Source organism: Cellulosimicrobium sp. RS, from assembly GCF_046159675.1.
In the GTDB taxonomy this organism is placed as follows: domain Bacteria; phylum Actinomycetota; class Actinomycetes; order Actinomycetales; family Cellulomonadaceae; genus Cellulosimicrobium; species Cellulosimicrobium funkei.
Genome location: NZ_JBJXVU010000001.1, coordinates 242247 through 254013, shown reverse-complemented (window position 1 = coordinate 254013; position 11767 = coordinate 242247). Strand labels below are relative to the sequence as shown.

Annotated in this window: 8 protein-coding genes; 3 read left to right on the top strand and 5 right to left on the bottom strand. The window is 73.9% G+C overall.

Annotated elements, in window-relative coordinates:
• Positions 1-215 precede the first annotated feature (215 nt).
• From ACI769_RS01085 to ACI769_RS01070, 4 genes are all read right to left on the bottom strand, one after another.
• Positions 216-2072 carry an ABC transporter family substrate-binding protein gene (locus ACI769_RS01085; RefSeq protein ID WP_085388269.1) on the bottom strand — a complete coding sequence of 619 codons (1857 nt, stop codon included), beginning with the start codon at positions 2070-2072 and terminating at the stop codon, positions 216-218.
• A 326-nt stretch (positions 2073-2398) separates the two neighbouring features.
• Positions 2399-3484 carry a redox-regulated ATPase YchF gene (gene ychF / locus ACI769_RS01080; protein WP_034651448.1) on the bottom strand — a complete coding sequence of 362 codons (1086 nt, stop codon included), beginning with the start codon at positions 3482-3484 and terminating at the stop codon, positions 2399-2401.
• A gap of 51 nt (positions 3485-3535) precedes the next feature.
• Entirely contained in the window at positions 3536-5122 is a 1587-nt protein-coding gene (locus ACI769_RS01075) for a hypothetical protein (RefSeq protein WP_085388270.1), read from the bottom strand.
• Entirely contained in the window at positions 5104-5970 is an 867-nt protein-coding gene (locus ACI769_RS01070; protein ID WP_085388271.1) for an ABC transporter ATP-binding protein, read from the bottom strand. Before ACI769_RS01070 ends, ACI769_RS01075 begins: the two co-directional genes overlap by 19 nt.
• Before the next feature lie 119 nt (positions 5971-6089).
• Between ACI769_RS01070 and rmuC the strand changes: the two genes are divergently transcribed.
• Entirely contained in the window at positions 6090-7598 is a 1509-nt protein-coding gene (gene rmuC, locus ACI769_RS01065) for a DNA recombination protein RmuC (RefSeq protein ID WP_085388272.1), read from the top strand.
• A 45-nt stretch (positions 7599-7643) separates the two neighbouring features.
• On the opposite strand, the gene ACI769_RS01060 is transcribed toward rmuC, so the two are convergent.
• Positions 7644-8723, bottom strand: coding sequence for a 4-hydroxy-3-methylbut-2-enyl diphosphate reductase (locus tag ACI769_RS01060; protein WP_051028399.1), 1080 nt, complete (start codon positions 8721-8723; stop codon positions 7644-7646).
• Between the two features lie 197 nt (positions 8724-8920).
• Between ACI769_RS01060 and ACI769_RS01055 the strand changes: the two genes are divergently transcribed.
• Entirely contained in the window at positions 8921-10327 is a 1407-nt protein-coding gene (locus ACI769_RS01055) for a polysaccharide deacetylase family protein (protein WP_157446661.1), read from the top strand.
• An 82-nt stretch (positions 10328-10409) separates the two neighbouring features.
• Entirely contained in the window at positions 10410-11738 is a 1329-nt protein-coding gene (xseA, locus tag ACI769_RS01050; protein WP_085388274.1) for an exodeoxyribonuclease VII large subunit, read from the top strand.
• The last annotated feature ends 29 nt before the right edge of the window (positions 11739-11767 follow it).

Below are 11767 nucleotides of genomic sequence, written 5' to 3'. Positions count from 1 at the left end.
GTAGGGACCCCGGGTCAGGGGCCGGTCGATTCTACGCGCGGGTCTCGCGTGGTCGTGAACCGAGGGCCCGGGACGCCGCGGGTCTGGGCGTCGGGGCGGGTGCACGCGAGGACCGGGGGCCCCGGGCGGAAAGCCGCCGGGACCCCCGGTCTCACACCTGGACGACCCTGCCGCCGCACGGGGCGGCGGCAGGGCGCGTCACGGACTCAGGGCACTCAGCCCTCGAACGTCCAGTTCCAGAACCCGTGGAAGATCGTCGGGCTGATCGTGATCGACTCGACGCCCTTCAGGTTCTCGTCCCAGCCCTGGATGGCGGGGAACTGGAAGATCGTCACGCCGAAGCCGTCGGCCCAGAGGTTCTTCTCGACCTCGAGCTGGAGCTGGAACTGCTCCTCCGGGTCCGTCGAGACCTGGAGCTTGTCGAGCGCGGCGTCCACGGCAGGGTTGTCGTACTTGCCGTAGTTGTTGACGCCCGGGTTCGGCGCCCAGCGGAAGTTCGCGTCCGACTCGGTGACCGCGGTCGAGGTCGACTGCCAGCCGAAGAGCGACGCGTCGTACTGGTCCTGGCCGGTGGCGAGGAGCGTGCCCCACTCGGCGGCCGGGCGGCCCGTGTCGACGATCTCGAAGCCGGCCTGCGCCGCGGTGTCGGTGATGAGCGCGAGCTCGTTCACGCGACGCGTGTTCTCGTTGTTGTACGCGAAGCGCACCTTGACCGGGGTGGCGACGCCGGCGTCGGCGAGCAGCTGCTTCGCCTTCTCGATGTCACCCGCCGGCGGGTAGAAGTCGGAGCCGTTCTCGGCGACCATCTGGTCGTAGTTCGGCGACCCCGGGAGCAGGATGTTCGAGTTGCGCACCTCGGCGTCCGGGTTCAGCGGCTTGATGAGGTTGTCGACGATCGTCTGGCGCGGGATCGTCAGCAGGAACGCCTGGCGCACGGCCTTGGCCTTCTCGGCGTCGCCACCGTAGGTGTTGGCGTCGAACGGACCACCGTTCTGGAAGACCAGGTCGACGTGCTCGTACGTGCCCTCGATGCCCGAGTGGGTCTCGACGCCGTCGAGGCCCTCGAGCGCCGTGCGGACGTCCGCGGAGGCCTGCGGGCCGATCAGGTCGACCTCACCGTTCTCGAGCGCCTGGACCTGGGCCATCGGGTCGTCGATGTACCGGACCGTGATCGTCTCGACCGAGCCCTTGTTCTTGCCCTTGAAGTCCGGGTTCGCCTTGAGCGTGAGGTACTGGTTCTCCTTGTACTCCTCCAGCGTGTAGGCGCCGTTGGAGACGTAGAGCGACGGGTCGTCCGGCAGCGAGGTGAACTCGAAGCCCTCGTTCCAGAACTTCGAGATCTTCGCCAGCGCCGCGGTGTCGTTGTTGAGGATCGCGTCGCGGACGGCGGCCTTGGCCTCCTCCGGGTCCTCGATCTCGAGCGCCTTCTGGCCCACGACGTGCGCCGGGACGAACTCGTTCGTCCAGCTGAGCTCCCAGTCACCGAACGGCTTGTCGTACACGACGGTGATCGACTTGTTGTCGTCCGAGATCTCGGGGTTCTGCGAGATGAGCGCGACGCCCGGGTCCGAGCCGTCGAAGTAGACACCGGCGTCCACCTCGGCCTGGTTCGTGACGTTGCCCTCTTCGTCCGTCTGGGCCTCGACCGTGTTGAACTTGCCGGACTGACCGGCCCAGTCCAGCAGGATCTCCGTCGCGTCGACCGGCGTGCCGTCCGACCACTTGGTGTCGTCACCGAACGTGTACTTCACCGTCAGCGGGTCGTCCGAGAGCTTCTCGTACGTGCCGAACGACTCGTCCTTGACGATGTTCAGGTCGGCGTCGTAGTAGCTGAAGCCCGAGTTGAGCATGTAGTTGATGACGGCGTTCTGCGTCGCGTTGCCGTTCTGGGAGCTCAGGTTGAGCTCGTTGAGCGGAGCCTCCCACGCGACGGTGACGGCGGTCGCGGTGTTGATGCCCGCGTCGTCGCCGCCGTCGGTCTCGCCCTCACCCGACGTGCCGCTGCACGCCGAGAACAGCAGCGCCCCCGTGACCGTCACGGCCAGGGCGGCACTCGTGCGCCTGATCTTCAATGTTCCTCCTCCAAGGGATGGTGGGCGCGGACGAGCGGGCGTCGATCGCCCCTCGGCCGCCCCGTCGCTCGCGCGCTCGCCCGGGGGTCGGCGCGCGTGGACGGGCATGCCCACCACGGTTTGAGGCCACGCTACCCAGCAAGTTGCGAAGGATCTCCCCCTTGCCCGGTTGCGGCAGGTGATCGTTACCGAGTTGATACTGGCCGGTACGGGCGCGTTTCCGGGCCGCGACGGCCGGGAAACACGCGCGAAACCTCCGGCCCCGGACGCGTGGACGCCCGCCGCGTCTCACGATGCGGCGGGCGTCCAGGGCTGTGACCTGCGTCTCAGACGTTGAAGCGGAACTCCACCACGTCGCCGTCGGCCATGACGTAGTCCTTGCCCTCGACGCGCGCCTTGCCCGCGGCGCGCGCCGCAGCGACGGAGCCGGTCTCGACGAGGTCCTCGAACGAGACGACCTCCGCCTTGATGAAGCCGCGCTCGAAGTCGGTGTGGATGACCCCGGCCGCCTGGGGCGCCGTCCACCCCTTGCGGATGGTCCACGCGCGGGCCTCCTTGGGCCCGGCGGTGAGGTACGTCTGCAGGCCGAGCGTGTCGAAGCCGACGCGCGCGAGCTGGTCGAGGCCGGCCTCGGTCTGGCCCGACTCCGCGAGCATCTCCTTCGCCTCGTCGGGCTCGAGCTCGACGAGCTCGGACTCGAACTTGGCGTCGAGGAAGATCGCCTGGGCGGGCGCGACGAGCGCGCGCAGGCGCGCCTGGAGGTCCTCGTCGGCGAGGCCCGCGTCGTCGGTGTTGAAGACGTAGATGAACGGCTTCGCCGTGAGGAGCTGCAGGCTCGCGACGTCCGCGAGGTCGAGACCCGCGGCGGCCGCGCCCTGGAAGAGGGTCGTGCCGGCCTCGAGGACCGCCTGGGCCTTCTGGGCCGCGTCGAGGAGGGCGGCGTCGCCCTTCTTGATCCGGACCTCCTTCTCGAGGCGCGGGACCGTCTTCTCGAGCGTCTGGAGGTCGGCGAGGATCAGCTCGGTGCTGATGGTCTCGATGTCGCCCTCGGCGTCCGTCGAGCCCTCGACGCGGACCACGTCCGGGTCGGAGAACGCGCGCGTCACCTGGCAGATGGCGTCGGCCTCGCGGATGTTCGCGAGGAACTTGTTGCCGAGCCCCTCCCCCTCGCTCGCGCCCTTGACGATGCCCGCGATGTCGACGAACGACACCGTGGCGGGCAGGACGCGCTGGCTGCCGAAGATCTCGGCGAGCTTGTCGAGGCGCGGGTCCGGGAGGGACACGACGCCGACGTTCGGGTCGATCGTCGCGAACGGGTAGTTCGCGGCGAGGACCTGGTTGCGCGTCAGGGCGTTGAAGAGGGTGGACTTGCCGACGTTGGGCAGGCCGACGATGCCGATAGTGAGTGCCACGTCGGCCGAGTCTACGGGCCGGGACCGCGGCGCGCGGTCCCGGCCCGCGCGTCAGGCGTACGACAGCACGCGCTGGAGCAGCTCGGGTGCCCGGCGGTCGTACGTGCGGGCACCCCACCGCACCCCGAGCACGAGCACCACGGCACCCACGACCACGCCCACCGCGAGGGTGACCCACCCGAGCACGGGCAGGTCGGCGACGATCGCGATGACGCCCGGGACGAGGAACGGGAGGGACAGCGCCAGGACGAGGAGCATCGCGACCGTCTGGGCGACGAGGGTCGCCATCGCGGCGCCCTGCGGCTGCTTGAACGGGCTGTCGCCCGGCTTGGGCACCGGGTAGAGCAGGCGCGCCGACGTCGCGCTGGAGATGCCGGTCGAGGTGAGCAGCACGCCCGCGGTGAGGCCGAGCAGCGCGGGCAGCGCGTCCCAGCGCCCGGCCACCGCGACGGAGACCACCGCGAACAGGAAGGACACGGCGCCGCCGGCGACGAGCACGGGGAGCGCCCGGCCCCAGCGGTCCGCCCGCCCGGGGACGCCCGACGACACGTGGAGCGCGAACGCGGTGTGGTCGTAGGCGATGTCGGCCGAGATGGAGAAGCCGAGGATCCACGCCGTGAAGGGCGCGAGCGCGAGGAAGATCTCCGAGCCGGTGCCGCCGCCGACGACGAGCAGCACGACGGGGATGAGCGGCACGACCGCGATCGACCCGGAGTAGCGCGGGTCGCGCAGCCAGTAGGTGGCCGTGCGCGCGGCGACGGCGCCCGTGGGCGTCGCCGGGAAGCGCGAGAAGAAGCCGAGGCCCTTGGCGCGGCCGCCCCCGCCGGAGGTGGGCGGCGTGACGAGGGCGCGCGCGAGCGCCTTGTCCCACACGACCCACGCGACCGCGAGGGTCGCCAGCGCGACGACGAGCCGCGCGAGCGCGAGGCCCCACGCGCCGTCGTGCACCGCGGCGCCGAGGCCCCACGGCGCGCCGAACGGCGTCCAGGCCGCGACGTCGGCGAGGCGCGTCACCATGCCGCGCACCGCGTCGCCGTCGACCGGGCCCCCGCCCAGCTGGGACCCCAGCCACGCGAACGCGGGCCCGATGAGGACGAGCGGCACGAACGCGGCGATCGTCACGACCTCGCGGTAGCGCCGCGACTCGAGCAGGGGCGCCAGCGCGGTCGTCGTCGCGCGCGAGCCGACGACGCACAGCGCGACCGCGACCACGGCTCCCACGAGCGCGGCGAGGACCGCGAGGGGCGTGCGCCACCACGCGAACGACGCGCCGAGCGCCGCGAGGGCCGTGACGATGCCCGGGATCGAGACGACGCCCGCGACGGCGAGGCCGGCGAGCAGCCGGCGCTGCGGGATGCCGAACAGCACGAAGCGCTGCGGGTCGAGGGTCGCGTCCACGCCGAACGCGAAGAGCGGGATCACCCACCACCCGAGGACGGCGAGCGCCCCGGCGAGGATCGTGATCGAGCCCGCGAGTGCGGCGTCCTCGGTGCCGAGGACGACCATCCCGACGACGAGCATCCCGACGACGAACAGCCCGTAGAGGACCCCGACGACGAAGCCGATGGTCTGCCACACGCTCCGGCGGAACGAGTTCCCCATGAGCGTGAGCTTGAGCCTTACGAACTGCGCAACCACGCGAGGCCCTCCGTGCTCTGCCGACCGCCCACGAGCTCGACGAACCGGTCTTCCAGGCTCTGGTCGCCGCGCACCGCGTCCACGGTGCCGGCCGCGAGGACGTGCCCGCCCGCGACGACCGCCACGTGGTCGCACATGCGCTGGACGAGGTCCATGACGTGCGACGACACCACGACCGTCCCGCCGCTGGCGACGTAGCCGGCGAGAATGTCGCGGATGTTGGCCGCGGAGACCGGGTCGACGGCCTCGAACGGCTCGTCGAGCACGAGCGTGCGCGGCGCGTGGATGAGCGCGGTCGCGAGCGCGATCTTCTTCGTCATGCCCGCGGAGTAGTCGACGACGAACGTGTTGGCGTCCTTCGCGAGGTCGAGGGCCGCGAGCAGCTCCGTGGTGCGCTCCGCCACCGTGTCGCGGTCCATGCCGCGCAGCAGGCCCGCGTAGGTCACGAGCTGGGCGCCGGTGAGGCGGTCGAAGAGCCGGACGCCGTCGGGCAGGACGCCGAGCTGGCGCTTGCCCGCGACCGGGTCGGCCCACAGGTCCGTCCCGTGGACGTGCGCGGAGCCGGCGTCGGGCCGCAGGAGGCCCGTCGCCATGGAGAGCGTCGTCGTCTTGCCGGCGCCGTTGGGGCCCACGAGCCCGTAGAACGAGCCCGCCGGCACGTCCAGGTCGATGCCGGCGACCGCGATCTTCTCCCCGAAGCGCTTCCACAGGGCGCGCAGGGACAGCGCGGCGGTGGGGTCCGGGGGCGCGGGCTGTCCCGGCGGAGCCGTGGGCCGGGGGTCGGGCGCGGCGCCCGGCACGCTGCCGGGGACGGGCGCGACAGGTGGGGCGGGGTGGGGATCGACCATGGCGCCAAGGTAGCCGAGCCCTCGGCCGCGGGGCGGTGCCTTTTGTCACGACCTGCGCGACGGCGCCCGCCCGCGCGCCGACCGGCCGTGCTGTCGGTGCCCCGTGGGAGGGTGCGGCCATGGACTCCTCGGGATGGTTGCTCTTCGCCGTCGGACTCGTGCTGGGGCTGGTGGTCGGCGCCGCGCTCGTGCTCGCGGTGCGGCGCGCCTCGCCCGACGCCGCGGGCGCGGAGGTCCGCCGTCTCACCCAGCTCCTGGGCCAGGCGCAGCAGGACGCGGCGCGCGGCGCGGGCCTCGCCGAACGGCTCGAGGCGGAGCGCGAGGGCTTCGCGCGCCAGCTCGGCGCGGCCCAGCGCAGCGCGGACGAGCGGCTCGACCTCGCCCGGGCCACCCACGAGCAGCAGCTCGCGGAGCTGCGGGCCGCGGCCGAGCGCCGCGTCGCGGAGGTCCAGGGCGACCACCGGCGGCTCGAGGCCCAGTTCGAGGCGCTCTCGCGCAAGGTGCTCGCCGCGGGCACGGAGCAGTTCCTCGTGCAGGCGGAGGAGCGCATGCGGCGCAGCCAGGAGCAGGGGGCGGCCGAGCTCGCGCGCCGCGAGGAGGCCGTGCGCCACCTGGTCGAGCCGCTCGCCGGGGCGCTGGAGAAGGTGCGCGCGGAGGTCGCCGAGGCCGAGCGGGCCCGCCTCGCCGCGCACGGGAGCCTCGCGGAGCAGGTGCGCGGGGTGCGCGACGCGTCCGAGCTGCTGCGCGCCGAGACGTCGCAGCTCGTGACGGCCCTGCGCTCGTCGCAGGTGCGGGGCGCGTGGGGCGAGCTCCAGCTCCGCCGCGTCGTCGAGGCGGCGGGCATGCTCCCCCACGTCGACTTCGTCGAGCAGGACCAGGTCGCGACCGACGACGGCGCGCTGCGCCCGGACATGGTCGTGCGGCTCGCGGGCGGCAAGCAGGTCGTGGTCGACGCGAAGGTCGCGTTCCTCGGCTACCTCGACGCGCAGGGCGCCACCGATCCGGCCGTGCGCGCGGACCGCCTGGCCGCCCACGCCCGCCACATGCGCAAGCACGTCGACGACCTCGGCGCCAAGCGCTACTGGGACCAGTTCGGCCCGGCACCGGAGTTCGTCGTCATGTTCGTCCCGGCGGAGTCGTTCCTCTCGGCCGCGGTCGAGCAGGACCCGTCGCTCCTCGAGCACGCGGTGTCCAAAAACGTCGTCATCGCGACGCCCATGACGATGGTCGCGATGCTGCGGACGATCGCCTACGCGTGGCGGCAGGACGCCCTGGCCACGAACGCGCAGCAGGTCCTCACGCTCGGCAAGGAGCTCCACGGGCGGCTCGCGGTCATGGGGTCGCACCTGGCGAAGCTCGGGCGCCAGCTCCAGAGCGCCGCGGACTCCTACAACCGGACGGTCGGCTCGCTCGAGACGCGCGTGCTCGTCAGCGCGCGCCGGTTCGCGGACCTGCACGTGGTCGACGACGAGCTGACGACGCCCCCGACGGTGAACCCGCAGCTCAGCGCGGTGAGTGCGCCCGAGCTGCTCGCGTCCGTCAACGAGTCCGTGGTCGCGATCGACGAGCGCCCCGACGACCGCGACGAGCCTCGGCGGGAGCCGTCGGCCGGCGGGGCGAGCGCCTGAACGCTCCCCCGGGGCCGACGGCCGCGGAAGGCTCCGGCGCGGGCGTCAGACGGGCTGGACGGAGAGCGAGGTGCGGCCGCCGCGGGTGGGGCGCCCGCCGTCGGCCGTCGAGCCCTTGAGGTCGGCGCGCAGCTCGCGCGGCAGCGAGAACATGAGGTCCTCCGTCGCCGTGCGGACCTCCTCGACCGCGCCGAACCCGCGCTCCGCGAGGTAGGCGAGCACGTCGTCCACGAGGATCTCCGGCACGGACGCGCCCGAGGTCACGCCCACGGTCGTCGCGCCGTCGAGCCAGGCCGGGTCGATCTCCTTCGCGTGGTCGACGCGGTACGACGCCCCGGCCCCCGCCTGGAGCGCGACCTCGACGAGGCGCACGGAGTTGGACGAGTTCGCCGAGCCGACCACGATGACCACGTCCGCGTCGGGAGCAAGCTTCTTGACCGCGACCTGGCGGTTCTGCGTCGCGTAGCAGATGTCGTCGCTCGGCGGGTCCTGGAGGGTCGGGAACTTCTCCCGCAGCCTGCGGACCGTCTCCATCGTCTCGTCGACGGAGAGCGTCGTCTGGGAGATCCACACGACCTTGTCCGGGTCGCGGACCACGACGTCGTCCACGTGGTCGGGCGAGTCGACGACCTGCACGTGGTCGGGGGCCTCCCCCGCGGTGCCCTCGACCTCCTCGTGGCCCGTGTGGCCGATGAGCAGGATGTCGTAGTCGTCCTTCGCGAAGCGCACGGCCTCCTTGTGCACCTTCGTCACGAGCGGGCACGTGGCGTCGATCGTGTCGAGGTTGCGCGCGGCCGCGGCCGCCTTCACGGCGGGTGACACGCCGTGGGCGGAGAACACGACGCGCGCGCCCTCGGGCACCTCGTCGGTCTCGTCGACGAAGATCGCGCCGCGCTCGCTGAGCGTCTCGACGACGAACTTGTTGTGCACGATCTCCTTGCGCACGTAGACCGGCGCGCCGTAGTGCTCGAGCGCCTTCTCGACCGCGACGACGGCGCGGTCGACGCCCGCGCAGTAGCCGCGCGGCGCCGCCAGCAGGACGCGCTTGCGGGTCCCGTCGACGGCAGGGGTCGCGACGGGGCGGTCGGTCGGGGACGCGGACGAGCCGGCGGGGAGGACGCTCACGCTCCCGAGTCTAGGCGAGCGGCGGTCGCCCGACCCCGGTGAGCCCGCTCACCCACGGCCCGGCCCCGACGTCGTCACGTCCCGCGCGCGAGGCGCACACAGACCCTCCGCAGGCGCGGCGTGCGGCACGCGTGTCGCACCCGCCCGCCGGGCGCGCCGGGTCGACGTCCGTCCCGCCGCCCCCCAAGATCGAGGGCATGAGCGACGACCCGGGCGGCACGACGTCACCCGTGCCCGACGCGCACCGACGACGCCGCCGCGTGTGGTGGTGGCTCGTCCCGCTGCTGCTCGTCGTCGTCGCGGCGGCGGTCGTGGTCGTCGGGACGCTGGAGCACCGCGCGTGGGTCGCCGCCGTCGAGCGCTACGACGCCGAGGTCGCGCGCGTGACGCAGGACGCGACGGACGGGCGCGCGCGGGCCGAGGCGGCGTACCTCACGCGGCTCGTCCCGACGACCGCGGCGGAGGTCGCGAGCGCGGCGCTGCTCGCCGCGAGCGAGGGCCAGGTGGACGACCCGGCGGTCCGCGAGCCCCTGGCCGCCGCGCTCCAGGAGGCCACCACGCTCCGCACGACCCCGGTGACCTACCCGGAGGAGGACCGCACCGTGGACGCCCTGTCCCGCCCGAACCCGCTGCACCCGGGCTCGCGCCCCGCCGTCCACGTCGAGGTCGTGACCGGCTCCGAGCCCGCGGCGGACGCCCTGGACGAGGCCGCCACCGCCGTCGTCGAGGCGGCGGAGCCCGTCGCGACCGCGCAGCGGCAGTGGGCGTACGACGGTCTCGAGGCGGCGGCGACCGAGGGCCGGCCCGTCCTCACGGAGTCGGCCGGCCTCGTCACGGACGAGGGCACGCGCACGACGCTCGACGGGCTGCTGACGCAGGCGACGACGACGCTGGACGCCGGCCCGGGCGGCGCCCCGGTCGCCGAGACCGTGGCGCTGCGCGACGCGGTGCTCGCGGCGACGGAGGCCGTCTGGTCGGACCGGCTGGCGCTCCAGCTCGCCCAGCGGCGCGACCAGGCGCGGGCGACGGGCGTGGACTGCGCGGTCGAGCGGTGCGTGGCGCTCACGTTCGACGACGGGCCCGGGCCCGACACCGAGCGGCTCCTGCAGGTGCTCGCGGAGAAGCACGTCTCGGCCACGTTCTTCCTCGTCGGGAGCAACGTGGAGAAGCGGCCCGACGTCGTGCGCGACACGGCGGCCGCCGGCCACCTGCTCGCGAACCACACCTGGGACCACCCGCAGCTCACGACGCTCGACGACGACGCCGTCCGCGACGAGCTCGCGCGCACCCAGGCGGCGATCGAGAGCGCCGCGGGGGTCACCCCGACGCTCCTGCGGCCCCCGTACGGGGACGTCGACGACCGCGTGCGGTCGGTCGCGCTCCGCTCCGGGCTCCAGGTGGTGCTGTGGAACCTCGACACGCTCGACTGGAAGACGCGCGACGCCGCGGAGACGCGACGCCGCGCGGTGGAGGGCGCGCAACCGGGCAGCGTGGTGCTCATGCACGACATCCACGCCTCGACCGTCGACGCCGTGCCCGGGATCGTCGACGACCTGCGCGCGCAGGGCTACCGCCTCGTCACCGTCGACCTGCTCGCGCCCTGAGCGCTCGACCGGCGCGCCGGCCGGCGCGCTCGGTACCGCGGTGCGTTGGGTGGGCGTGGGTGGGGTGCGGCAGGCTGGTCCCGTGACCGCCTCCCTCCCGCTGCCCGACGACGCCCCGCGTCCGGGTGCCGCGCCCGCCGGTCCGGCGGCCCGCGGCCCCCTGCCGGCGCGCGCGCTCGAGACGAGCGCGGAGCACCCGTGGCCGGTCCGGCTCCTGTCGCGCAAGATCGAGCAGTACGTCGAGCGGATGGCGCCGGTCTGGGTCGAGGGCCAGGTCGTCCAGCTCAACCGGCGCCCGGGCACGTCGACGGCGTTCCTCACGCTGCGCGACACGGACCTCGACATGTCGCTCCCGGTGTCGGCCGCGTCCCGCGTGCTCCAGGGCACGCCGGTGGAGGAGGGCGCGCACGTCGTCGTGCACGCGAAGCCGGTGTTCTGGACGCGGCGCGGCACGCTCCAGCTCCAGGCGCGCGAGATCCGTCCCGTCGGCGTGGGCGAGCTGCTCGCGCGGATCGAGCACCTCAAGCGCGTGCTCGCGGCGGAGGGCCTGTTCGACGCCGACCGCAAGCGGCCGCTGCCGTTCCTCCCGGCCGTCGTCGGGCTGGTGTGCGGGCGCGAGTCCAAGGCGGAGCACGACGTCGTGGTCAACGCGCGCGCCCGCTGGCCCCAGGTCCGGTTCGAGATCCGCGAGGTGGCCGTCCAGGGCGCCCACGCGGTGCAGCAGGTGGGTGACGCGATCCGTGCGCTCGACGCCGACCCGGAGGTGGAGGTCATCGTCGTCGCGCGCGGCGGGGGCGCCGTCGAGGACCTCCTGCCCTTCTCGAACGAGGCGCTGGTGCGCGTCGCGGCGGCATGCCGCACGCCGCTCGTGAGCGCGATCGGCCACGAGACCGACTGCCCGCTGCTCGACCTGGTCGCGGACTACCGCGCCTCGACCCCGACGGCGGCGGCCAAGCGGGTGGTGCCCGACGTGACGGAGGAGCGCGCCCGCGTCGCGCAGGGCCGTCAGCGCCTGCGCAGCGCGATCGCGGGGCGCGTGTCCCGCGAGCAGGCAGGGCTCGACGCGCTGCGGTCCCGGCCCGTGCTCGCCGACCCCGGGCGGATGCTCACCGACCGGCAGGATCGGGTCGGGGCGCTGCGGGACCGGGCACGCCGGGCGCTCGACGCGCGGCTCGTGCGCGCGGCGGGCGAGGTCGGCCGGCTCGAGGCTCAGGTGCGGGCCCTGTCCCCGGCCTCGACGCTCGAGCGGGGGTACGCCGTCGTGCAGCGGGCCGACGGGCACGTGGTCCGCTCCCCCGCCGACGTCGCGACGGGCGACGCGGTGCGCGTGCGTCTCGCGCGCGGCGCGCTGGACGTGGCGGTCACCGGCACGCACGACGACGGACCCGCTCCCGGCCGGGAGGCGTCGTGACTCGCCCGCGCCGGTTCTGGACCGCCCGC